The sequence below is a fragment of the Ruegeria sp. ABD4_443 genome (assembly GCF_056160865.1).
The window spans coordinates 145593-169678 of record NZ_JBSWYA010000002.1; the positions used below are offsets into that span (position 1 = coordinate 145593).

Sequence of the window (24086 nt, forward strand, 5' to 3'; positions counted from 1 at the left end):
CCGCTAGGCTGAAGCATGCGCTTTGTGTTCTTGTGCCTGAGCTTGACGCTGTTCGCCAGTCCCTCGTGGTCGCAGGAGGACCTTGGGCTTGCCGCCCCCCCCGAGGTCACCGCATCCGGCCTGCTTGAACATATCCTTCCGCGGTTCTCGCTCAAGACCGGTGTCCGGGTTGTCGCGGACCCTGCGGGCGTGATGGTGCTGTCGCAGGGGCCGCAGGGCGCACCGGTTTTTGCAAGGGACGGCGTTGGATACAGCCTGAACATCAGCCCCGATGATCCGCGCCAGCAAAGGTTTCTGGACTGGTTGCGTTCGGATATCGGCAAGCGGACCGTCGAAAGCTTTGCCCCCGCGTCCGGCGCGGCGTTTGTCGCCACCACCCCCGAGGCCACGGCCGAAAGCCCCACCCAGATCGATGGCGACGCGGCCCTGGGCGCCAGGCTGTCGCTGATCCATTGCGGACGTTGCCATGTCGTGGGACCCGAAAACCGCATGAGCGGACTGGGGTCGACGCCATCCTTTGCCGTCCTGCGTGCAATGCCCGACTGGTCCGAACGGTTCGAGACCTTCTATGTGCTGAACCCTCACCCGTCGTTCACCCAGATCGAGGGGATCACCGCCCCGTTTGCCCCGAACCTGCCCTCGCCAATCGTGCCGCTTGCGATCACGCCCGAGGATCTGGAGGCGATCCTTGCATTCGTCGCGGTCGTCAGCGCCGCAGACCTTGGCGCGCCCTTGCAATTTCAGTGATCCCGACGCTTGCTGATGTAATCGTCGGTAGTGACCACCCTTGGTTTGGGGCGGGTGGCCAGCGGGTTGTCATCCTGCCCGAAATGGGCCTGTACCCGGCAATCATCGCACATCTGGATCATGCGCGCCTGTTGCGAGGTGGCAAACATCGGGTGGGTGCCGGACAATTTGTCCATGATCCGCTCGACCGTCGACTTCACGCCGAACAACGCGCCGCATTCGACACAGGCAAATGGCTCTTCTTCATTCAACACCTGCTGCGACAGCGCTGCATCGCTCAGGTCCAGTTGCGGCAACAGGCTGATGGCGTTTTCGGGACAGACCGATCGGCACAACCCGCATTGCAAGCAGGCATCCTGCTGGAAATTAAGCTGAGGCATATCCGGATTGTCGATCAATGCGCCGGACGGGCACAGCGATACGCAGCTGAGGCACAGGGTACAGGCCCCTGTATCAACGACCACGGCGCCATAGGGCGCGTCCTGCGGCAATGACAGCGGCGCCTCGGCGTCCGGGTTCAGCGCCTGCGCGGCAAGGCGCGTGATCTGGCGCCTGTTTCCCAGCGGCAAGACCGGGTCTGCCAAGGGTTCAGGAACGGGCTGATCATAGAGCCATGCCTCCAGGGCGTCCGGGTCGGGCACATCGATCAGACCCAACGCCGCGTCACCGGCGATCGCCTGCGCCAGGGCAAGTTCGCGATCCAGCGCATCGCGTTCGGTTGTTGGGGCCAGCACGACATCCACGCGGGCGAACCCGTGGGCCAGCGCCGCCAGCATTTCGGCATGACCAAAGCCTGATACGACGTTCAGTTCCAGCGGGATGACATCCGCAGGCATCCCCCGGCCAAACCGCGCCGACAGCCGGATCATCTCGGCGCCATGCGCCTCGTGCACCAACAGCCGCGGCCCGGTGCCCCCGGCCCGCCGATAGGTGCGCGCGAGAATATGCATGCGCGACAGCAGGGCCGACACCGGCGGGTCTTCGTAGGTGATGGCCGTTGACGGGCACAGGGCGGCGCATTTACCGCATCCCGCACAGATCATCGGGTCAATGGCCACATGATCGCCAGCAGGGGTGATCGCGCCAGTGGGACAGATATCCAGACAATTCGAGCACCCCACCTGTTGAGATCGCGAATGCGCGCAAAGCGTTTCATCGAGACGCACGTATAGCGGTTTTTCAAAGGTTCCGACCATCTGTGACGCTTCGAAAGCCAGCCGGGCAACGGCAACCGGATCACCGGGGTCGCAGCGCAGATACCCTTCGCGTTTGGCCGGAGCGGTCACGAAAGCGGCCTCGCCCGCCACATCAATCACGATATCACAGCGCGACACCGCCCCGTCGCGCGGCGCGCCCCAGCCAAAATCGCCACGCCCTCCGGGCAAAAGCTGTTGCAGGGCATCCAGTTTCAGCGTGAACCCGCCAAGCGCCCCGTCGAGCGACCGCAGCCGCCCGCGCACGACATCAAACCGCCGCTCGATCGGGGTCGTCCCGTCGGTTACCAGGACGGTGACCGCAAGCACCTCGGCCAGTTGGCGCGCCAAATCAAAGGCCACGTCGCCCGGCCCGATGATGCAGCATGTGCCTTCGCTGATCACATCGACGCCCGGCGTCACCGGCTGTGGCAACAGCGCCTCGGCGGCAAGGGCGGCCATTTTCGGCCCGGCCGCCTGCCCCTGTTCAGACCATCCGGCCCGGTCCCTCAGGTCAACGAAACCGGGTTCGGCAACCTCAAGGTCTTGCGCAAGATCGGTAAAGACGTCCCGCTCTTGCCCGCAGGCGACGACCACCTGATCGCCCAAGCCCAACGCATCCGCCGCCGCGCCCAGTTGGGCGGTACAAAGCGCGCTGTGAACGGCCGAACACTCGACGCCGCAGGCCTCTGAAATCCGCTCTGGGTTCAGCGTTTGCGTCCCTGCGCAATCACACAGTAGCAGTTTGCTGGCCATATCCCCTCCCGAGACAATGCTTGCTGAATTGCAGCATAGAGCGCTGATCCCGCCAAGCAATCCGAAGACCGCAGAAACACACAGTTTTTTCGCAAACTGGCCGCAGGGAGTGGCCAGTTTCCACCGCCTGCCCCGTCTATTAGACCAAAGTCGTAGACCCGGGGCATTTCTATCTTTCACGACACGCTTGGCAGGCGGGCCAAAACTGTATCATAGTGAAGCCAGCGGTGCGGTCTTCTGCGCCGCGCAGGGAGGAGCCAGTGGCAAAAGCCGCCAGCCAGATTGAAATGCCAGTTGGCGTCGTTGTGCGCAAAACCCCCGGGGTAACCCGTTGGGCGAAATGGACGTGGCGCGCGGTCGCGGCCCTGCCCGGTGCGGGGCCTGCCGATTGGGTCGAACTGCGCCGCGAAGGCGACGCGGTCGAATACCACGCGGCCACCTTGCTGCTGAAGCTGTGGGCAGACGAAACCGAAGCCTATCTGGCCAACCTCTCGGATGCGCAGCCCTCTGTCTATTTCGTCCTGCGTGACGAGCCCGAGGATGACCGCCCCCTGAACGCACTGCTGGTCACGGCCTCGCCTTACGAGGGGCAGGATTACGCGGATACCGGCGAAGAGATCGTGGAAAAGATCCCGATGAGCGAGGGGCTTATTGCCTGGGTCCGGGATTTTACCCTGACGCACCACCGTGACGAGGCCTTTGTCAAACGCCGCAAGGACAAAAAGCGCGTCGATCTTGTCGAAGACGGGCGCGGGGATGCGCGCATTCGTCAGGACGCTGACGTCTACCGTGCACCGCGGAGGGTTGTTCAGTGACCCGCGTCGACGATTTCTGGTCCCGCCGCAAGGCAGCCGTCGAGGCCGAAGCCGCAGCCGATCAGGCCGCCGTCGAAGCGCATGAACTGACACAGCAGCAAGCCGAGCTTGAGCAGAAAACCGACGCCGAACTATTGGCTGAATTCGATTTGCCGGACCCCGACGACCTGCAGCCGGGCGATGATGTCTCGGGCTTTATGGGCAAGGCCATCCCGGACCGCCTGCGCCGCCGGGCCTTGCGCCGCCTTTGGCGGCTGAACCCCGTTCTGGCCAATGTGGACGGTCTGGTTGACTATGGTGAGGACTTCACCGACGCCGCCTGTGTCGTCGAGAACATTCAGACCGCCTATCAGGTTGGCAAGGGAATGCTGGCCCATGTCGAGGCTTTGGCGGCTGAGGCGGCCCAAGACGATCACCAAGACGATGACAGCGCCGATACCGGCGCGCCAGATGCGGAACAGCAGGAAATCTCCGCCGCCGCGCATGCGGATGACAATACAGGCATCGCCGCGCCCTACCCGGCCGACCCGCCAGCCACACAACCAACCGACGTCGACGCCGAACCAGCACCCGCGTTTGCCGAAGCGGATGAGATGCAGTTTGCCCCTGCCCCGCGTCGCATGAAATTCGAATTCGAAGGATGACAGAATGACCGCAACCAATGCTCAGGAACGGGTCGTTTCCAGCGAAGACCGGCTGCGCGCGGATTTCTACAATTTTCTCGGGCTGTTGCTGTCTGCTCCGCCGGATCAGACCCTGTTGGATCAGGTCGCCGGGTTGAGCGGCGACAAAACGGATCTGGGACAGGCGGTCAAGGCCCTTTCCCGTGTCGCGAAGGTAACCAAACCAGCCGCCGCCGAGCGCGAATTCAACGCGTTGTTCATCGGGTTGGGTCGTGGCGAGTTGCTGCCCTATGCCAGTTTCTACCTGACCGGGTTCCTGAACGAAAAACCGTTGGCGCAACTGCGAAATGATATGGCGGCCAGCGGTATCACCCGCGCAAAAAACGTGTTCGAGCCCGAGGACAACATCGCCTCGCTCATGGAGATGATGGCAGGCATGATCGTGGGCCGCTTTGGCGCGCCTGCCTCGCTTGAGGGCCAGAAAACGTTCTGGAACAAACACATAGGGCCATGGGCTGCGCATTTCTTTTCGGATTTGGAGGCAGCCGAGAACTCGGTCCTTTATGCCTCGGTCGGGTCTGCGGGCCGGGTATTCATGGATATCGAACGCGAGGCGTTCCGATTGACGGCGGCATGATCCGCCACTCACCGGCGCCCCAACCGGGCGTCACATCGCAAATGGGAAAGGAGACCCCATGAGCAAGACAAGGGAAGAAGGTGCCACGCGCCGCGATTTCCTCAAACTGGCAGGAACCGCAGCGCCCGCTGCCGTTGCCGCCGCGACACTGACCGGACAGGCCGAAGCAGCCGAGCTGCCTGCGGACGAAACCCGGATTCAGGATACCGCGCATACCCGCGCGTATATCGAAAGCACACGCTTCTAGCGCATTTGAAAGCACCCGGTTCCCGGATCGGACGCCTTCCCCCCCGACTGACGGTTGCGATTGGCCCTGACGTCGGCAGTAACTGCACCAAGCCAGCCGTGGCTGACACGGCACGCAAGGGAGAAAACGTAATGCTTAGGAAAAAGACCAACGGGGTTGCGAGACGCCCCCAGCGGACAAGTATCCTGTCCCAGGTCGGCGAGAAAACCGTCGATCGCCGCGCGTTTCTGCGCGGATCGGGCCTGACGATCGGCGGTTTGGCCGCGATCAGCGCCACGGGTGGAACCGTGACGCCCGCCAGCGCCCAGACAGCGGTAAACCAGGCCGTCGAAAACATCAAATCCGTCTGCACCCATTGTTCGGTCGGCTGTACAGTCGTGGCCGAGGTGCAAAACGGCGTCTGGATCGGGCAGGAACCCGGTTGGGACAGCCCGTTCAATCTGGGTGCGCACTGCGCCAAGGGGGCCTCGGTCCGCGAGCACGCCCATGGCGAGCGTCGCCTGAAATATCCGATGAAAAAGGAAGGCGGCGAGTGGAAGCGCATCAGCTGGGAACAGGCGATCGACGAGATCGGCGACGGCATGATGAACATCCGCCAGGAAAGCGGGCCGGACAGCGTGTACTGGCTGGGCTCGGCCAAGCACAATAACGAACAGGCCTATCTGTTCCGCAAGTTCGCCGCCTATTGGGGCACGAACAACGTGGACCACCAGGCGCGTATCTGCCACTCGACGACCGTGGCTGGTGTTGCGAATACATGGGGCTACGGCGCCATGACCAATTCGTATAACGACATCCACAATTCCAAGGCGATCTTCATCATCGGCGGCAACCCGGCCGAGGCGCACCCTGTCTCGCTGCTGCATGTTCTGCGCGCGAAAGAGCAGAACAACGCCCCGCTGATCGTCTGCGACCCGCGCTTTACGCGCACCGCGGCGCATGCGGATGAGTATGTCCGCTTCCGCCCCGGAACAGACGTGGCGCTGATATGGGGTCTGCTGTGGCACATCTTTGACAACGGCTGGGAGGACAAAGAGTTCATCCGCACCCGTGTCTGGGGTATGGACCAGATCCGCGAGGAAGTCGCCAAGTGGAACCCCGAAGAGGTCGAGCGTGTGACCGGCACGCCGGGGTCTCAGCTGAAGCGTGTCGCGCGCACCCTGGCCAACAACCGTCCCGGTACGGTGATCTGGTGCATGGGCGGTACGCAGCACACCAACGGCAACAACAACACCCGCGCCTATTGCGTGCTGCAGCTTGCGCTTGGCAACATGGGCACCTCGGGGGGCGGCACCAACATCTTCCGCGGCCATGACAACGTGCAGGGCGCGACGGACCTTGGTGTTCTGTCCCATACCCTGCCCGGCTATTACGGTCTGTCCAAGGGCGCATGGGGCCATTGGGGCCGTGTCTGGGGCGAAGACCCGGAATGGCTGGCTGGCCAGTTCGCCACGATCAAGGACAAGGACGGCAAGGACAAGCCCTTGATGAACGAAAGCGGCATCCCGGTGTCGCGCTGGATCGACGGTGTTCTCGAAGATCCCGCCAACATGGATCAGGACAAGAACGTCCGGGCCATGGTTCTGTGGGGCCACGCGCCCAACTCGCAGACCCGCGGGACCGAGATGAAGACGGCGATGGAAAAGCTGGACATGCTGGTCGTGATCGACCCGTACCCCACCGTTTCCGCCGTTCTGCATGACCGCACCGATGGCGTCTATCTGTTGCCGGCCTGTACGCAGTTTGAAACCCGTGGCTCGGTCACGGCATCGAACCGGTCGTTGCAATGGCGTGACAAGGTGGTCGAGCCGCTGTTCGAAAGCCTGCCGGACGAGGTCATCATGGCCAAGTTCGCCAACAAGTTCGGCTGGGCGGACCGGCTGTTCCGCAATATCGAGATGGACGACCCGGAAACCCCCAACGTTGAAAGCATCACGCGTGAGTTCAACAGGGGCCTGTGGACCATCGGATATACCGGACAGTCGCCCGAGCGGATCAAAAGCCATATGGCCAACCAGCACACGTTCGACAGAACCACGCTGCAGGCCGTTGGTGGTCCGAATGACGGCGAGTATTACGGGCTGCCCTGGCCATGTTGGGGTACGGCAGAGATGGGGCATCCCGGAACGCCGAACCTCTATGACATGTCCAAACCGGTGGCCGAAGGCGGCCTGACCTTCCGTGCCCGTTTCGGCGTGGAACGCGATGGCGACAACCTGCTGGCCGAAGGGGTTTATAGCGTCGGATCGGAAATTCAGGACGGCTATCCTGAATTCACGATGCAGATGCTTATGGACCTTGGCTGGGACGGCGACCTCACGGATGAAGAGCGGGCGGCGATCGACGCCGTTGCGGGCCCCAAGACCAACTGGAAAACCGACCTGTCGGGCGGTATTCAGCGGGTTGCGATTGCCCATGGCTGCGCGCCCTTCGGGAACGCCAAGGCCCGCGCGGTCGTTTGGACATTCCCGGACCCGATCCCGCTGCATCGCGAACCGCTTTATACGCCGCGCCGCGATCTGGTCGAGGATTACCCGACCTATGAAGACCGTCGGGCCTATCGCCTGCCGACCCTTTATGCATCGATTCAAAAGAACGACTTTTCAAAGGATTACCCGATAATCCTAACGTCAGGTCGTCTGGTCGAATACGAGGGCGGCGGCGATGAAACACGGTCAAACCCGTGGCTGGCCGAGCTGCAGCAGGACATGTTCGTCGAGATCAATCCCCGCGACGCCAACAACCTTGGCATCCGCGACGGGAGCCAGGTCTGGGTCGAAGGTCCAGAAGGCGGCAAGGTCAAGGTGATGGCGATGCTGACCGAAAGGGTTGGTGCCGGCGTGGCCTTCATGCCGTTCCATTTCGGCGGCCATTTCCAGGGCGAGGACCTGAGGGAGAAATACCCGAAAGGCGCCGACCCTTATGTGCTGGGCGAAAGTACCAACACCGCCCAGACCTATGGCTATGATTCAGTGACCCAGATGCAAGAGACCAAGTGTACTCTGTGCAAGATCTGGGCAGCGTAAGGAGGACGACAAATGGCAAGAGCAAAGTTTCTCTGCGACGCTGAACGCTGCATCGAGTGCAACGCCTGCGTAACCGCGTGTAAGAACGAACACGAGGTGCCCTGGGGCATCAACCGCCGCAGGGTTGTGACGATCAATGACGGCAAACCGGGCGAACGCTCGATCTCGGTGGCCTGCATGCATTGTTCGGATGCGCCCTGCATGGCGGTGTGCCCGGTCGACTGCTTCTATCAGAACGAAGAAGGGGTCGTCCTGCACTCGAAAGACCTGTGCATCGGGTGTGGTTATTGCTTCTATGCGTGCCCCTTCGGTGCGCCGCAATACCCACAGGCGGGCAATTTCGGATCGCGCGGCAAGATGGACAAATGCACCTTCTGCGCCGGTGGCCCCGAAGAAAACAACTCGACCGCAGAATTCGCCAAATACGGGCGCAACCGGATCGCCGAGGGCAAGCTGCCCATCTGCGCCGAGATGTGTTCGACCAAGGCCCTGCTTGCTGGTGACGGTGACGTGGTCTCGGCGGTCTACCGTGAACGCGTCGTGGCGCGCGGGTTCGGCTCGGGCGCCTGGGGTTGGGGCACCGCCTACGACCAAAAGGACGGTTGACGCCGTCACGCAAAATGGCGGCCCCGCGGTTTTGATCGCGGGGCCTGCCCTGTTCGGCAGGGTTATTCCGGCCGAACCAGAATTGACATAACTTTACCGGGGCGCGGCATTTCATGACTGACGATATTTACTGGGTGCTCAAGCTTGAGCTTGGTGCAGGACAGGACGCCGCCTTGAGCGCGCTTATGGACGACATGGTTTCGGCCACGCAGGATGAACCCGGCGCGATATCCTATGAATGGCACCGCCAAGGGTCGGCGGTTCATCTTTTCGAACGATATGCCAGTTCGGATGACGCGCTGATTCATATGCAAAACTTCGGGGCGAATTTCGCGGAACGTTTCCTGGCGATCCTCACCCCTGTTCGGCTTGAGGTATACGGGCCGGTCAAAGACGACCTGCGCGCCGTACTTACCCCTGTTGGCGCGATGTTCTACGACCAGATTGGCGGCTTCGACCGCAACGGCAGATGACACAGGAGTTTGGCTGATGCGCCTGATCCCGATGCTATTGATATCTTTGTTTCTTGCCGGTTTCGCCTGGGCCCAGGAAACCGCCGAGACAGTGCCCGACCAGGACCGCAGCACCACCGGCGGTGCGACCACGCTCGAAGATATTATGGCCCGGCAGCGCGGCGAAACCGTCGACAACAGCTATCGCTCGGGCAATACCGGCCAAGGCAATGCCGAGGGTCTGTTGGGTCAGTTGGGAACCCGCGGCGTCGCATCAGACAGCGATATCTACCGTGCGCTGCGATACGGGTCGGCCGATGTCACCGTGTCCGCGCAGGGACCCGCCGCAGGGGTTCTGATCCAGGATGGCGGCATGTGGTGGCTGAACTTTCGCACCGGGCCACTGCGCGTTTATGGGTCTTATATACTGGGCGCGATGCTGGTCGCGCTGCTTGCCTTTTTCCTGATCCGCGGCCGCATCCGCATCGATGGAGAGAAAACCGGCCGCACGATCACCCGGTTTTCCGGGGTCGAGCGTTTTGGCCATTGGTTGTTCGCCGGATCGTTCCTGATACTGGGGGCGACCGGGCTGCTATCCCTTTACGGGCGGGATTTTCTGATCCCGCTGCTTGGCAAAGAAGGCTTTGCCACCATCGCGCAGGGCTGCAAATGGCTGCACAACAACATGGCCTGGGCCTTTATCCTGGGGCTGGTGATCGTAACCGTCACCTGGATTGCCCATAACATTCCGAACCGAACCGATCTGAAATGGCTGGCCGTGGGCGGCGGGCTGTTCACCAAAGGCAGCCACCCGCCCGCAAAAAAGTTCAACGCGGGCCAAAAGATCATTTTCTGGTCCTGTATTGTCCTGGGTGTGTCAATCAGCCTGTCGGGCCTGTCCTTGCTGTTTCCCTTTGAGATGCCGCTGTTCGCCAAATCCTTTGCGGTGGCCAATGCAACCGGCCTGCCCCAGATGCTGGGCCTGACCCTGCCAGAGCTGATGTCACCGCAGGAAGAGATGCAATATGCGCAGGTCTGGCACGTTATGGTCGCCTATGTGTTCATCGCGATCATCCTGGCCCATATCTATCTTGGGTCCGTTGGCATGGAAGGCGCGTTCGAAGCGATGGGAAGCGGCGAAGTCGAAGAACAATGGGCCCGCGAACACCACTCGTTGTGGTTGGAAGAGGTGCAGGAAAAAGAGGCCAGCCAGGGCACGGCCTCGCCTGCGGAATAAATGCGTGGTCTGCTGTTGGCGCTGGCATTGATGCCCCTGCCCGCAAAGGCCGAGTTCTTTACGCTCAAGGGTCATGGCGGCCCCATCATGGCCATCGCCACTGCCCCGGACGGACGGATTGCAACGGCCAGCTTCGACAACTCGGTCGGTATCTGGAATGGCCAGACCCCCCAATGGCTTGAGGGGCACGAGGCAGCGGTGAATGCCGTCATCTTCAACGGCAGCGCGATATATTCTGCAGGCGACGACTTTACCCTGCGGCGCTGGCCCGGCGGGGAAATCATCGGGCGTCACAAGGGCAAGATCGTGCAGATCGCCACCTCGGAAACCCATGTCGCAACCGCCAGTTGGGATGGAACCATAGGCCTGTGGCCGGTGGACGGATCACCACCTGTCCAGCTGGGTCCAACCGGCAGCGGCGTGAATGCCGTGGCCTTCAGTCCCGACGGGAAAACCCTGTTTTCGGCGGGTGTTGACGGAACCCTGCGCCGCTGGTCAGTGGCCGAGCGCCGTGAAACCGCGCGCATTCTTGACCACGGGTTTGGCATCAACGAGCTGGTCTTGAACGCGACCGACAACTGGATCGCCTATGGCGCGGTCGATGGCGTGACGCGCATCCACAACCTGCAAACAGGAGAGGAGCGCGACTTTACCCTGGACCGCCGCCCGATCCTGGCGCTGGCCTTAAGCCCGGACCGCCGCATGCTGGCGGTTGGCGACGGCGAGGGCTACATCATGATGATCGACACTGTGAACTGGCGCATTGCTCATGATTTTCGCGCAACGCTGCGCGGCCCGGTCTGGGCGCTGGCCTTTTCCCGCGATGGGCAGAACCTTCATGCGGGCGGCATTGACCAGGCGATGTACAGCTGGCCCGTCGACACGCTGGGCACACATGACCTGATGGCTGCGGCCGAACCGGATTTCCTCAGAAGCCCTAGTGAAATGACCAACGGCGAACGGCAATTTGCGCGCAAATGCTCGATCTGCCACAGCCTGACGCCTGATGATCGTCGGCGGGCGGGGCCAAGCCTGCATGGTGTCTTTGGGCGCAGGGCGGGCTCGCTTGCGGGATATTTGTACTCGGATACCCTGCAAGACTCTGATATCGTTTGGACTGACGAAACCATTGACGCATTGTTCGATAAGGGACCGGACCATTATATTCCGGGTTCCAAGATGCCTATGCAGCGGATAACCGAGCCTCGGGACAGGGCTGACCTGGTCGCGTTCCTGCGCCGCGCAACGGCAACTGAAAACTGAGCAGGAGGAATGAATGAAAGCCTTTCTTGGTGCTGTTTTGACAATGGCCGTGATCACGGTCGCCGCGCCATCGGTTCTGGGCCAGATGGGGTTCAGCGCCGCAGATGCGGGATCCGGCACCTCTGTTCGCCTCGACTGAATGCCCGAATACCTGACAACGCGTGAACTGGCCGATCTGCTGCGCATTGGCGAGCGAAAGGCCTATGACCTTGCCTCCTCGGGCGAGGTTCCTTGTGTCCGCGCAATGGGAAAACTGCTGTTTCCCCGGGCGGACATCATCGCATGGCTGAATGCCTCGCGGTCAGGGCCGGATGTTGCCGATCCTCCGTTGCCGCCGATCGTTGCAGGCAGCCACGACCCGCTGCTGGACTGGGCGTTGCGCGAAAGCGGATCGGGACTGGCCACCTATTACGACGGTTCGTTCGACGGGTTGACCCGGTTGGCAGATCGCCGGGCCCAGGCCGCCGCGTTGCATATCCACGAAGACACGGGCTTCAACACCCGGTCCTTGCGCGATGCCGTGGCCGAAGCGCCCGTTGTTCTTGTCGAGATCGCCAAACGTCAGCGCGGGTTGCTGCTGTCGCCCGGAACAACCGGGATTACAGGGTTTGCCGATCTCGCGGGGCGGCGTGTGATCCTGCGTCAGGACAGTGCGGCCAGCCAAAGGCTGTTTGACGCACAACTGGCGCAACATGGGCTAAGCAGGGATGATCTGGACCCCCTGCCCGTTTGCGCCCGCACCGAAGAAGAGCTGGCGATTGCCCTGCATGACGGCAAGGCCGAAGTCGGTTTTGGCCTTGTCGCGATGGCCGGGCTTTATGGGGTTCAATTCGTCCCGACCCATTCCGAACGTCTGGACCTTGCCATCTGGCGGCGCGCCTATTTCGACGCGCCGATGCAATCGCTGATGGACTTCCTGCACTCAGACCGGTTTGCCCGGCGCGCGGCCGAATTCGGTGGATATGATCTGACGCAGCTTGGAACGGTCCACCACAACGGTGCCAGCGGTTAGCACGCCGTCAGGGCAGACCGGCCTGTCACTTGGCGTTTGGAAAGAACAACTGCTCACCATCCAGTTTGTAGGTCGCAATGGCGGCCTGACCGTCAGGGCCGGTCAGCCAGTCAATGAACCGCTGCCCAGCCGTCGCGCGCACACCCGGGTGCTTGTCGGGGTTTACCAGGATCACCCCGTATTGATTGAACAGGCGCGGGTCGCCTTCGACAAGTATTTCAAGGGCGCCGCGATTGCCAAATGACAGCCAGGTGGCCCGGTCCGTCAGCGCATAGGCGTCCATGCCACTGGCCACGTTCAGCGTGGCCCCCATGCCTGAACCGGTTTCCCGGTACCATGTCCCGGACGCCGTTGACGGATCGATGCCTGCGGCCCCCCAATGGCCAAGCTCGGCCTTGTGCGTTCCGCTGTCATCGCCGCGCGACGCAAACGGTGCCTGCGACTCTGCTATAGCCGAGAATGCAGCCAGGATATCCGTCCCGCCCCGGACGCCGGCCGGGTCTGCGGCAGGGCCGACCAGTACAAAGTCGTTATACATCACGTCCTGCCGTTCAACGCCCCAGCCATCGGCCACGAACTGCTCCTCAGCCGGGCGGGCATGCACCAGCAGGACGTCGCCGTCCCCGTTGATCGCGTTGCGGATCGCCTGACCGGTGCCCACGGCCACGACGCGGACATCGATACCGCTTTCCGCTTCAAAGCCCGGCAGGATGTAATCCAACAATCCGGAATTCTGGGTCGATGTCGTGGACTGCACGATAATAAACGGTTCTTCCGCCGACACCGGTGCGGCCCATAGCCCCAAAACCATCAGTGCCGCTGAAAAATAGCTGCGGATCATATTCTATCTCCTAATTTGGATTGTCAGGTAACAAGGCCGCCCGCCAGATAGCGGCGCGTCTCCGGGCTTTGGGGGGCGTCCAGTATGTGCTGCGCCATCCCGTGTTCAACGACATGGCCGCCCTGCATGACAACGATGTCGGATGCCAACCGGCGGGCCTGACCGATGTCATGGGTGACCATCACGATACGCACGCCGCGCGCCGATGCGCGCAGGACCATGGCTTCGATCTTTTGGGTGGCGGCGGGGTCAAGCGCGCTTGTCGGTTCATCCAGGAACAGGGTTCCGGGGCCGCAGGCCAGCGCCCGCAGAATCGCCAGCCGCTGGGCCTCGCCGCCGGATAATGAGCGCGCCGCCTGACGGGCCTGTCCGCCCAGACCGCCTTCGACCAGCAATTCTGCAATCCGGTCCCTGCGCGCGCCCCGGCCCAGCCCCATCCGTTTCAGCACGAAATCCAGGTTCGCGTATACCGACCGCCGCAACAGAACCGGGCGTTGAAAAACCATTGCCTGCTGTGTTCTGTCTTCGGGGCTCAGCTTGCGCCCGTTGATCTGAATGCATCCTGCATCGGGTTGGATCAACCCGTGCAGACAGCGCAGCAACAGGCTTTTGCCCGCCCCGTTCGGCCCCAGGATCATGGTCGGCCCCGGACCTTCCAGTGCCAGGTCCGGGACATCCAGCAATACCTTGCCCTCGCGCGCGATACGCAGGTTGCTGACATGCAGCCCGTCTGGGCAGAAAGGCGCAAGGTCACGCATGCCGCAGCCCTTCCTTCTCGGCCCGCAGGGTAAGCGTGCTGACCACCGCGTTAACCGCCACCGCAATCGCGATCAGGATGGTGCCCAGTGCCAGCGCCAGCGCCAGATTGCCCTTGGATGTTTCCAACGCAATCGTCGTGGTCATTACGCGTGTGACGTGGTTGATATTGCCGCCAACGATAATCACCGCGCCAACCTCGGCAATCGCTCGCCCGAACCCGGCCAGAAACGCCGTGATCAGCGCAAGGCGCGCATCCCACAGCAGGACCGGCACGGATGCCAGCCGGGATACACCCAGCGACCGCAACTGTTCCGCATATTCCTCGGCCAGGGTCTCGACGACCTGACGGGTCAGCGCCGCAATGATCGGCGTGACCAGAACAACCTGCGCAATGATCATTGCCATGGGCGTATACAGAAGATCCAACACACCCAGCGGCCCCGAGCGGGACAACATCAGGTATACAAGCAACCCAACCACAACGGGCGGAAATCCCATCAGGGCGTTCATCAACACGATCAACGCACGGCGACCCGGAAACCGGGCGACCGCCAGCGCCGCGCCAATCGGCATTCCGAGGGCGGCAGCAATAAGCGCGGCAAATATCGACACTTGCAGGGACAACAGCACAATTGCCCACAGCTCTGCGTCGCCCTGAAATATCAAGGTCAGTGCAAAACTGAATTCTTCTGCAAAACTTTGCATTTCATCCTGGAAATTGGAAACAAGCCACCATTTGCGGTAAAATACAGTGAAATACCAGACCACTCAGGCGTCAAGACCGGATCGCAGGATAAGCGCACAAAAAAACACGGCCCCTTTCGGGGCCGCGTTCCGAAATTGTACAGCGCAGGGTTTAGTTGAGCGCCGCGTCCGTGATCTGATGCGTCCACGCGCCCTCGGGCTGTTTGGTGATCACCGGATCGGAACCGCCCGCCAGCAGGGTGCTGACCGTGCGTTCAAAATCCGCAGGGTCCAGCGCGCCGTTCGATCCCGCCGTCAGCTTGGCAATCTCGCCCATCATGCGTTTTTGATGCTCTTCGGTCTGGGCGCCGGTCTCGTCGTTTTCCAACACGATCTCGGCCGCCTCGTCAGGGTGTTCTTCTGCGTATTTCCACCCCTTCATCGAGGCGCGGACAAACCGTTCCATCTTGTCCGCAAAGGCGGCATCAGCCAGGTTTTCTTCGAGAACGTACAGACCGTCCTCCAGCGTGGCTACGCCCTGGTCTTCGTATTTAAACGTCACCAGTTCATCCGGGCTGACGCCTGCATCAATGACCTGCCAGTATTCGTTATAGGTCATGGTGCTGATGCAATCCGCCTGACGCTGCAGCAGAGGGTCGACATTGAAGCCCTGCTTCAGAACTTCGACACCGTTTTCGCTTTTGCCGCCCGTGTCGATCCCCAACTTGCCCATCCAGCTCATGAATGGGAATTCATTGCCAAAGAACCAGACACCCAATGTGCGGTTCTTGAGATCCTCGGGCGAGGAAATCCCGGCATCCTTCCAGCAGGTCAGCATCATGCCCGAGCTTTTGAAGGGCTGCGCGATATTGACCAGCGGCAAGCCTTTCTCGCGCGCGGCAAGCGCCGCAGGCATCCATTCGACGGTCACATCCGCACCGCCACCTGCAATCACCTGCGTTGGCGCGATGTCGGGGCCGCCGGGCAGAATGGTCACGTCCAGACCTTCTTCTTCGTAAAAGCCCTTGTCCTTGGCCACATAATACCCTGCGAACTGGGATTGGGTCACCCATTTCAGTTGCAGGGTCACGTCATCCGCCGCCCAAACCGTGCTGGCTGCCAGTCCAAGGGCGGCGACCGCCCCGCTGAATAGCTTTTTCATTTTCATTTCTCCTAGTTGCTATTTGCGCCCCGGTTATCCGGGGTCTGTTGAGTTCTGTTCGTTTATCCGCGTTGCGACGGGTGCCAGAAGGTCACCGCCTTTTCGACGATCGCCACGAGGCCATAAAAGGCTGTGCCCGCCAGGGCGGCCACTACGATTTCGGCCCAAACCATGTCCAATGACAACTGCCCGACGCTGGTTGAGATACGAAAACCCATCCCCAATGTCGGAGAGCCGAAGAATTCAGCAACGATAGCGCCGATCAGCGCCAGCGTGGTGGAAATTTTCAAACCGTTGAAGACGAAGGGCATCGCCGCAGGCAGGCGCAGCTTTACAAAGCTTTGCCAATAGGATGCGGCATATGTCTCCATCAGGTCGCGCTGCATCGACGATGCCTCGCGCAGGCCCGCCACGGTGTTGACCAGCATGGGAAAGAACACCATCACGACCACGACGGCCGCTTTGGAGTGCCAATCGAAACCGAACCACATGACCAGGATCGGCGCGGTTCCAACGATCGGCAGGGCCGCGACGAAATTGCCGACCGGCAAAAGCCCCAGGCGCAGGAAATCCCACCGGTCCACCGCAATCGCCATCACGAAGGCGCAGCCGCAGCCGATGATATATCCGCTGAGCGCCCCTTTGATAATGGTCTGTACAAAGTCGGCCCACAACGTCGGAAGGCTGTCCCAGAACCTGTCCCAGATCACCGAGGGCGCAGGCAGGATCACCAGCGGCACGTCCAATCCACGAACCAGCAACTCCCATATCGCGATGACCGTCAGGCCAAAGATCAGTGGCGCCGCCAGACGCACGGCGCGCGTATCGGCATAGGCCCCGCTGGCCAGCCTAGCGTTCAGCCACCACCCCAGCAGCCAGACCGCGATTGCCCCAAGAACAGCCATCATTGCGCCATCCCCATCCGTTTGAGGACCGACCGCTCGATCACCCCGAGCAATCCGACAAGGCACGCCGCCAAAAGCGCGGCGGCAAACAGGGCGGACCAGATTTGAACCGTCTGCCCGTAATAGCTGCCGGCCAGAAGCCGCGCGCCCAGACCGGCAACGGCGCCTGTCGGCAGCTCGCCCACGATGGCACCAACCAACGAGGCCGCAACCCCGATCTTGAGCGACGTGAACAGGTAGGGCATGGATGCCGGAAGGCGCAGTTTCCAAAACCGCTGGGACCCGTTGGCGCTATAGGTCCGCAACAGGTCCAGCTGCATCGCATCCGGGCTGCGCAATCCCTTGACCATCCCCACGACGACCGGGAAAAAGCTCAGATAGGCCGAGATCACCGCCTTGGGAAGAATTCCCTGTATCCCAACCGAGTACAAGACAACGATGATCATCGGCGCCAGCGCAATGATGGGAATCGTCTGGCTTACTATCGCCCATGGCATCACCGACAGGTCCATGACCCGGCTGTGAACGATGCCGACCGCCAGCAGAATGCCCAACCCGGTACCAATCGCAAACCCCAGCATCGTCGCGCTGAGCGTGACCCAGGCGTGATAGATCAGGGAACGTTTAGACGTGATCTTTTTCTGAACCGTTGTCTTCCACATCTCGACCGCGACCTGATGCGGCGCGGGCAACCGGGGCCGGGCCTGTTCCCACGTGGCCGGAATGGCAAAGCTGTTTCCCGCGATCAGGCCGAATTCACCCAAGTCGCGCCGATCCTTGGCCGACGGGGGTTGCACCTGGGCGCCTGCGCGCTCCTGTTCGGTCAGAACGCCCTTGATATTCATCGGAACGCAGGCTGCATACCACAAGCCGATAATGGCGGCCAAAACGGTCAGGACAGCAACTATCTGCTTCATGCGTGCCACTCCATCCGGTAGACCGGCACCGTATCCGGCGGAACAGGCGGTTCCTCGGCGACCAGATCAAACCCTTCGCGCCGATAGAACCGTTGTGCGGCGGTGTTCGGAACATACGTTGTCAGCCAAAGAAAATCGCGCCCCTTCTTCGCCCTGTCGACAAAGGCCTTGCCGATCCCCTGCCCGGTCCTGGCACAGTACAGCGCGCCGATCTTCTTTTGCTCGGGGTCCACGGACATATAGCAATCGACCGGCTCTCCGGTGACCCAAATCTCGCGCGCATCAAACGCATTCAAAATCAGCGCCGCCAGCTGTTCGACAGGCAGCTCTTCGGTCATCCAGTCGGTTTGCGCCGCCCAATCATGGATGACCCCGGCACAGGCCGGGACGTCATCGCGAACGGCGCGCCTGATCCCGAGTTTCTGAGGATCAGTCGTCATAGGAATGGCCCGCGCGCAATCCGTCACGCACCCGATGCGCAACCTCGATAAATTCCGGAGTATCGCGGATATCCAGCGGCCGGTCCTTGGGCAACGGGCTGTCGATCACATCCGTGATCCGCCCCGGACGGGGGCTCATCACCACGATCTTGGTGCTCAGATACACCGCCTCGGGGATGGAGTGTGTCACGAAACCGATCGTCTTTTCCGTGCGCGCCCAAAGGGCCAGAAGCTGTTCGTTCAGGTGGTCGCGCACGATCTCATCCAGCGCCCCGAATGGTTCGTCCATCAGCAGGATATCCGCATCAAACGCCAGGGCCCGCGCGATGCTGGCCCGCTGTTGCATGCCGCCTGACAATTGCCAGGGAAACTTCCCGCCAAACCCTTCCAGATCAACCAGTTCCAGGACCTTGTTGACGCGCTCTTCCTGCTCGGAAGCCGAGTAACCCATGATTTCAAGCGGCAGCTTGATATTCTTGGAAATGGTCCGCCAGGGATACAGCCCCGCCGCCTGGAACACATAGCCATAAGCCCTGTTCCGGCGCGCCTCGTCGGGGGTCATTCCGTTGACCGTTAGGCTTCCTCCTGTCGGCGTTTCCAAGGCCGCGATACAGCGCAGAAACGTGGTCTTGCCACATCCCGATGGTCCGATAAAGCTGACGAAATCGCCCTTGTTGATCGCCAGGTTCACATCCCTCAGCGCATGTACCGGCCCGTCATTGGTCTGGAAGGTCAGATCCAGGTGATTTGCCTCGATGACGGCCGCGGCTCGACTTTCAGTATTCATTCCATCGCCTTGAAAAGAGTTGGCTTTAGGGAACCCAACCGGATCAGACCCCCGTAGCTGGTATCCCGGATCGTTCCACCGGCCGCGGTGCGGTCAGCTCCTTCCAGGTGCTCAGGGCCTTGTTCACGGTGGTATTCGCCTCGCGCGCGACGAACTGCCCATGACCCTCCTGCGTCTTGATCTCGCCGTCATCGACCGCAACCTGGCCACGGGACAGCGTATACCGCGGAAGCCCCTTGACCGCCTTGCCCTCAAACACGTTGTAATCGATCGCCGATTGCTGCGTCGATGCCTGTATCGTCTTGGTTTTCTCAGGGTCCCAAACAACAAGATCCGCATCCGCGCCCACAAGAACCGCACCCTTTTTGGGATAACAATTTAGTATCTTGGCGATATTCGTCGAAGTCACCGCGACAAATTCATTGGGCGTCAGGCGCCCGGTATTGACACCTTGCGTCCACAACATGGGCATCCGGTCTTCCAACCCTCCGGTTCCGTTGGGGATCTTTGTGAAATCTCCCACGCCAAAGCGTTTCTGGTCGGTGGTAAAGGCGCAGTGATCGGTGGCCACAACACTCAGCGACCCCGATTGCAACCCGGCCCACAGGCTGTCCTGGTGCTGTTTGTTACGGAATGGCGGGCTCATGACCCGCCGCGCCGCGTGGTCCCAATCGGGGTTCATATACTCGCTGTCATCCAATGTCAGATGCTGGATCAGCGGCTCGCCCCAGACCCGCTTGCCCTGCATCCTGGCCCGCCGGATGGCCTCATGCGCCTCTTCACAGGATGTGTGCACGACATAAAGCGGCACACCCGCCATATCGGCAATCATGATCGCCCGGTTCGTGGCCTCACCCTCGACCTGAGGCGGGCGCGAATACGCATGCGCCTCGGGCCCGACATTTCCCTCGGCCAAAAGCTTGGCGGACAGTTCGGCGACAACGTCCCCGTTTTCGGCATGGACCATGGCAATCCCGCCCAGTTCCGCAAGGCGCTGAAACGAGGCATACATCTCGTCGTCATTGACCATCAGCGCGCCCTTGTAGGCCATGAAATGCTTGAAAGTGTTGATGCCGCGCTGCTCGACCACGGTTTTCATGTCGTCAAACACCTGCTCGCCCCACCAGGTGACGGCCATGTGAAAGGAATAATCGCAATTGGCCCGCGTGGACTTGTTGTCCCAGCGCTTTAACGCGTCCAACAGGCTTTCGCCGGGGTTCGGCAACGCGAAATCGACCACCATCGTCGTCCCGCCCGCCAGACCGGCCCGCGTCCCGCTTTCAAAATCATCGCTGGAATACGTACCCATGAACGGCATTTCCAGGTGGGTGTGCGGGTCGATACCGCCCGGCATCACATAGCATCCGGACGCATCCAGTACCTTGTCCGCCGTCAGGTCAGGGCCGATTTCGACAATCACGCCGCCTTCGACCTTCACATCCGCGCGGTAAGTCAGATCCGCGGTCACAACGGTCCCGTTCTTGATCACAGTACTCATTTTCAACTCCCTCATGCGGCCCGCGCCGCCTGCTTCATCTGGCCAGAAATATCCCGGGGGAGTCGCCCGAAACGGGCGACGGGGGCAGCGCCCCCTATTCCACGATCCCGGCTGTCTCGACGACCGCGTGCAACAGGACATCGGCCCCCGCCGCGGCCCACTCCTTGCTGATCTCTTCCGCCTCGTTATGGCTCAGCCCGTCCACACAGGGGCACATGATCATCGCAGTCGGTGCCACGCGGTTGATCCAGCACGCGTCATGCCCCGCCCCCGAGATGATATCCGTATGCGAATACCCCAGCCGTTCCGCTGCATTTCGAACCGCCGAGACGCAGTCCTCATCGAACTTCACCGGGTCGAATCCACCCACTTTTTCAAACGCGATCTGCAAGCCCATTTCATCGACGATATCTTCGGCGGCCACGCGCAGGCGGTTCTCCATATCCGTTATCACATCCAGTTCGGGCGACCGGAAATCGACGGTAAAGACCACCTTGCCCGGGATCACATTGCGCGAATTCGGGTAGACATCGATATGCCCGGCGGCCCCTACGGCATGCGGCGCATGCGACCAGGCGATCTCATCAACCTTTTCAAGGATGCGCGCCATGGCCAGACCGGCATTCTTGCGCATCGGCATCGGCGTGGACCCGGTATGGGCGTCCTTGCCTGTCACCGTGATCTGCGTCCAACTCAACCCCTGGCCATGGGTAACAACGCCAATATCCTTCTCTTCGGCCTCCAGGATCGGCCCCTGTTCGATATGCAGTTCAAAGAACGCGTGCATCTTGCGCGCGCCCACCTCTTCATCGCCGCGCCAGCCGATGCGGGCCAGTTCCTCGCCAAAACTCTTGCCGTCGGCGTCTTCGCGGTCATAGGCCCAGTCTTGCGTGTGAACCCCCGCAAACACCCCCGAGGCCAACATGGCCGGCGCATAACGCGTGCCCTCTTCGTTGGTCCAGTTGGTGGCAACGATGGGATGCCTGGTCCTGATGCCCAGATCGTTCAGCGTGCGGATCAGTTCCAACCCGCCCAGAACCCCCAGAACACCGTCATACTTGCCGCCGGTCGGCTGCGTATCCAGGTGCGACCCCACATAGACCGGCAGCGCTTCGGGGTCCGTCCCGTCGCGGCGGGCGAACATGTTGCCCATCTGGTCAACACCCATGGTACAGCCCGCATCCTCGCACCATTTCTGGAACAGGGCGCGCCCTTCGGCATCGGCGTCGGTCAGGGTCTGCCGGTTGTTGCCGCCCGCGACACCGGGGCCAATCTTGGCCATCTCCATCAGGCTGTCCCACAGCCTGTCGCCATTGATCCTGAGATTCTGCGCCGGAGCTGCCATGTCTTTCCCCTGTTGCTTGCGATTTGGCTCGCTATTGGTGTCTTGATTTGACCATATGGTCAAACTCACGCTATCACGGGTCTGGCATCAGTCAAGAAATTGCATGGTGTCGCCCGATTTTTCGGCATAATCGGTGCCGAGCTGGCTGAAAATGAGACATTCACGAATGCCCAAAGACCGCGCCCCCACCCGTATCCAAAAGAAAAACCGCGCAGCGATTCTCGACGCCGCGCTGAATGTTTTTTCCGCACATGGGTTTCGCGGGGCGACGGTGGACCAGATCGCCGCCGAAGCGGGCCTGAGCAAACCCAACCTTCTGTATTATTTCCCGTCAAAGAACGCGATTCACACGGCTTTGCTGTCGGGGTTGCTGGATGTGTGGCTGGCGCCGCTGCATGACCTGGATGCCGATGGCGACCCGATGGAAGAGATGCTGTCCTATATTGGGCGCAAACTTCAGATGAGCCGCGAATTGCCGCGCGAAAGCCGCCTGTTTGCAAATGAGCTGGTACAGGGCGCGCCGCGTATTCATGACGCGCTGTCCAATGACCTAAAGGCTTTGGTGGACGAAAAGACGGCGGTTCTGACCGGCTGGATGGATCAGGGAAAGATCGCCCGCCTGCACCCGTACCACCTGATTTTCTCGGTCTGGGCGCTGACACAGCACTACGCGGATTTCGACATTCAGGTCCGGGCCATCCTTGGCGACGAAGACCCGTTCGAAGGCGCCGCGCCCTTTCTGGACACGCTGTACCGCAAACTTCTTACGCCATGAAAAAGGGGCCACAAAACGGCCCCTTTCCACGATCTTGACCCTCAGGTCACTCGGCGGCTTTGGCCATGGGGTTGTTTGGGTGCGTCGTCCAATTGGCATAGGCCGGATCAACCTCTTTGCCGGTACGGGGGTCTACCGCTCCGGCGGCCATCGGCTCCATCGAGATACAGCCCTCGACCGGGCAGACATCGACGCACAGGTTACAAGCCACGCATTCGTCATCCATGACCTCAAAGACCCGGTCATCCGACATCGAGATCGCCTGGTGGCTGGTATCTTCGCACGCGGCATAGCAACGACCGCATTTGATGCACTGGTCCTGGTCGATCTTGGCCTTGGCCACATAGTTCAGGTTCAGATACTGCCAGTCGGTGACATTCGGCACCGCCCGACCAATGACTTGATCGACGCTGGTATAGCCTTTCTCATCCATCCATTCCGACAGGCCTGCGGTCAATTCGTCGATGATCTTGAAACCATAGGTCATCGCGGCGGTACACACCTGCACCGTGCCGCACCCAAGCGAGATGAACTCGGCCGCATCGCGCCAGGTGGTCACGCCGCCGATGCCGGAAATCGGCAGGCCATGCGTGGCCTCGGCGCGCGCGATTTCGGACACCATCGACAAGGCAATCGGCTTGACCGCAGGACCGCAATATCCGCCATGGCTGCCCTTGCCATCGATCGAGGGTTCGGGGCTGAACGTATCCAGGTTGACGCTGGTGATCGAGTTGATCGTATTGATCAGCGATACCGCATCCGCACCGCCGTTCCTTGCGGCCTCGGCCGGTTTGCGAATATCGGTGATATTGGGCGTCAGCTTCACGATGACCGGTCGATCATAATAGGTCTTGCACCACCGCGTGACCATTTCGATATATTCTGGCACCTGCCCTACGGCAGCCCCCATCCCGCGTTCGCTCATCCCATGCGGGCAGCCGAAATTGAGCTCGATTCCGTCGGCTCCTGTTTCGGCCACCCGCGGGAGGATCGCTTTCCACGCCGCTTCTTCGCACGGGACCATGATCGAGGCGATCAGCGCGCGGTCGGGATAGTCGGCCTTGACCCGCGCCATTTCTTCGAGGTTTACCTCAAGCGGCCGGTCCGTGATCAGCTCGATATTGTTAAGCCCCAGCAGCCGCCGATCCGCGCCATAGATCGCGCCATAGCGCGGCCCGTTCACATTCACGACCGGAGGTCCCTCGGACCCCAGCGTTTTCCAGACGACACCGCCCCATCCTGCCTCGAACGCACGGCGAACGTTGTATTCCTTGTCCGTGGGCGGCGCCGAGGCCAGCCAATAGGGGTTGGGGCTGGAAATGCCCAGAAAGTTTGTCGTCAGGTCGGCCATGGCTTCTC

The 24086-nt window shown here is 61.3% G+C and carries 25 protein-coding genes; 13 read left to right on the forward strand and 12 right to left on the reverse strand.

All coding sequences use genetic code 11. From position 1 onward, the window contains the following. The first annotated feature begins 15 nt into the window (after positions 1-15). Complete coding sequence (locus ACXAG8_RS04770) at positions 16-747, forward strand: c-type cytochrome (RefSeq protein ID WP_475222600.1); 732 nt, start codon at positions 16-18, stop codon at positions 745-747. Here the strand turns inward: ACXAG8_RS04770 and ACXAG8_RS04775 are convergent. Then, positions 741-2696, reverse strand: a complete 1956-nt coding sequence (locus ACXAG8_RS04775) for a 4Fe-4S binding protein (protein WP_475222601.1) — start codon at positions 2694-2696, stop codon at positions 741-743. The two genes, ACXAG8_RS04770 and ACXAG8_RS04775, sit on opposite strands and share 7 nt — an antisense overlap. Positions 2697-2956: 260 nt before the next feature. Here ACXAG8_RS04775 and ACXAG8_RS04780 point away from each other — a divergent pair, with 260 nt between their 5' ends. The 11 genes from ACXAG8_RS04780 (at position 2957) to ACXAG8_RS04830 (ending at position 12614) form a co-directional block, all read left to right on the forward strand. Next, a complete protein-coding gene (locus tag ACXAG8_RS04780) occupies positions 2957-3511 on the forward strand; it encodes a DUF3305 domain-containing protein (RefSeq protein ID WP_475222602.1) in 555 nt (184 codons plus the stop codon). Then, the gene (locus tag ACXAG8_RS04785) at positions 3508-4155 is read left to right on the forward strand and encodes a DUF3306 domain-containing protein (protein ID WP_475222603.1); all 648 of its coding nucleotides are present in this window, start codon (positions 3508-3510) and stop codon (positions 4153-4155) included. The genes ACXAG8_RS04780 and ACXAG8_RS04785 overlap by 4 nt, the downstream gene beginning before the upstream one ends. Positions 4156-4159: 4 nt before the next feature. Further along, complete coding sequence (locus ACXAG8_RS04790) at positions 4160-4771, forward strand: TorD/DmsD family molecular chaperone (RefSeq protein ID WP_475222604.1); 612 nt, start codon at positions 4160-4162, stop codon at positions 4769-4771. 58 nt (positions 4772-4829) lie between these two features. Further along, the gene (locus ACXAG8_RS04795; protein ID WP_475222605.1) at positions 4830-5018 is read left to right on the forward strand and encodes a twin-arginine translocation signal domain-containing protein; all 189 of its coding nucleotides are present in this window, start codon (positions 4830-4832) and stop codon (positions 5016-5018) included. Positions 5019-5149: 131 nt separating this feature from the next. Further along, positions 5150-8044, forward strand: a complete 2895-nt coding sequence (locus ACXAG8_RS04800) for a formate dehydrogenase subunit alpha (RefSeq protein ID WP_475222606.1) — start codon at positions 5150-5152, stop codon at positions 8042-8044. A 12-nt stretch (positions 8045-8056) separates the two neighbouring features. Then, positions 8057-8650, forward strand: a complete 594-nt coding sequence (fdh3B, locus tag ACXAG8_RS04805) for a formate dehydrogenase FDH3 subunit beta (protein WP_449320769.1) — start codon at positions 8057-8059, stop codon at positions 8648-8650. A gap of 113 nt (positions 8651-8763) precedes the next feature. After that, complete coding sequence (locus tag ACXAG8_RS04810) at positions 8764-9123, forward strand: putative quinol monooxygenase (protein ID WP_475222607.1); 360 nt, start codon at positions 8764-8766, stop codon at positions 9121-9123. A gap of 16 nt (positions 9124-9139) precedes the next feature. Continuing rightward, a complete protein-coding gene (locus ACXAG8_RS04815) occupies positions 9140-10339 on the forward strand; it encodes a formate dehydrogenase subunit gamma (protein ID WP_475222608.1) in 1200 nt (399 codons plus the stop codon). Next, positions 10340-11602: a c-type cytochrome gene (locus tag ACXAG8_RS04820; RefSeq protein WP_475222609.1), complete on the forward strand. Its 1263-nt coding sequence runs from the start codon at positions 10340-10342 to the stop codon at positions 11600-11602. Between the two features lie 13 nt (positions 11603-11615). Continuing rightward, positions 11616-11741 carry a hypothetical protein gene (locus tag ACXAG8_RS04825; protein ID WP_475222610.1) on the forward strand — a complete coding sequence of 42 codons (126 nt, stop codon included), beginning with the start codon at positions 11616-11618 and terminating at the stop codon, positions 11739-11741. Further along, positions 11742-12614, forward strand: coding sequence for a substrate-binding domain-containing protein (locus ACXAG8_RS04830; protein ID WP_475222611.1), 873 nt, complete (start codon positions 11742-11744; stop codon positions 12612-12614). Between the two features lie 25 nt (positions 12615-12639). Here ACXAG8_RS04830 and ACXAG8_RS04835 read toward each other — a convergent pair whose 3' ends face one another. The 10 genes from ACXAG8_RS04835 to ACXAG8_RS04880 form a co-directional block, all read right to left on the reverse strand. Further along, positions 12640-13455 carry an ABC transporter substrate-binding protein gene (locus ACXAG8_RS04835; RefSeq protein ID WP_475222612.1) on the reverse strand — a complete coding sequence of 272 codons (816 nt, stop codon included), beginning with the start codon at positions 13453-13455 and terminating at the stop codon, positions 12640-12642. Between the two features lie 23 nt (positions 13456-13478). After that, entirely contained in the window at positions 13479-14213 is a 735-nt protein-coding gene (locus tag ACXAG8_RS04840) for an ATP-binding cassette domain-containing protein (protein WP_475222613.1), read from the reverse strand. Next, positions 14206-14919, reverse strand: a complete 714-nt coding sequence (locus ACXAG8_RS04845) for an ABC transporter permease (protein WP_475222614.1) — start codon at positions 14917-14919, stop codon at positions 14206-14208. The genes ACXAG8_RS04840 and ACXAG8_RS04845 overlap by 8 nt, the downstream gene beginning before the upstream one ends. A gap of 151 nt (positions 14920-15070) precedes the next feature. After that, a complete protein-coding gene (locus tag ACXAG8_RS04850; protein WP_475222615.1) occupies positions 15071-16060 on the reverse strand; it encodes an ABC transporter substrate-binding protein in 990 nt (329 codons plus the stop codon). 62 nt (positions 16061-16122) lie between these two features. Next, entirely contained in the window at positions 16123-16968 is an 846-nt protein-coding gene (locus ACXAG8_RS04855; protein ID WP_475222616.1) for an ABC transporter permease, read from the reverse strand. After that, entirely contained in the window at positions 16965-17882 is a 918-nt protein-coding gene (locus tag ACXAG8_RS04860; RefSeq protein WP_475222617.1) for an ABC transporter permease, read from the reverse strand. Before ACXAG8_RS04860 ends, ACXAG8_RS04855 begins: the two co-directional genes overlap by 4 nt. Then, the gene (locus tag ACXAG8_RS04865) at positions 17879-18322 is read right to left on the reverse strand and encodes an N-acetyltransferase family protein (protein ID WP_475222619.1); all 444 of its coding nucleotides are present in this window, start codon (positions 18320-18322) and stop codon (positions 17879-17881) included. The genes ACXAG8_RS04860 and ACXAG8_RS04865 overlap by 4 nt, the downstream gene beginning before the upstream one ends. After that, positions 18312-19109: an ABC transporter ATP-binding protein gene (locus tag ACXAG8_RS04870; protein ID WP_475222620.1), complete on the reverse strand. Its 798-nt coding sequence runs from the start codon at positions 19107-19109 to the stop codon at positions 18312-18314. The genes ACXAG8_RS04865 and ACXAG8_RS04870 overlap by 11 nt, the downstream gene beginning before the upstream one ends. A 43-nt stretch (positions 19110-19152) precedes the next feature. Then, complete coding sequence (gene hydA / locus ACXAG8_RS04875) at positions 19153-20607, reverse strand: dihydropyrimidinase (protein WP_475222621.1); 1455 nt, start codon at positions 20605-20607, stop codon at positions 19153-19155. A 94-nt stretch (positions 20608-20701) separates the two neighbouring features. After that, positions 20702-21952, reverse strand: coding sequence for a Zn-dependent hydrolase (locus ACXAG8_RS04880; RefSeq protein WP_475222622.1), 1251 nt, complete (start codon positions 21950-21952; stop codon positions 20702-20704). A gap of 166 nt (positions 21953-22118) precedes the next feature. Between ACXAG8_RS04880 and ACXAG8_RS04885 the strand changes: the two genes are divergently transcribed. Beyond that, positions 22119-22727 (forward strand): TetR family transcriptional regulator C-terminal domain-containing protein, encoded by a 609-nt coding sequence (locus ACXAG8_RS04885; RefSeq protein ID WP_475223103.1) that lies wholly within the window; start codon positions 22119-22121, stop codon positions 22725-22727. 46 nt (positions 22728-22773) lie between these two features. Here ACXAG8_RS04885 and preA read toward each other — a convergent pair whose 3' ends face one another. Then, positions 22774-24078: an NAD-dependent dihydropyrimidine dehydrogenase subunit PreA gene (preA, locus tag ACXAG8_RS04890; protein ID WP_475222623.1), complete on the reverse strand. Its 1305-nt coding sequence runs from the start codon at positions 24076-24078 to the stop codon at positions 22774-22776. Between the last annotated feature and the right edge of the window lie 8 nt (positions 24079-24086).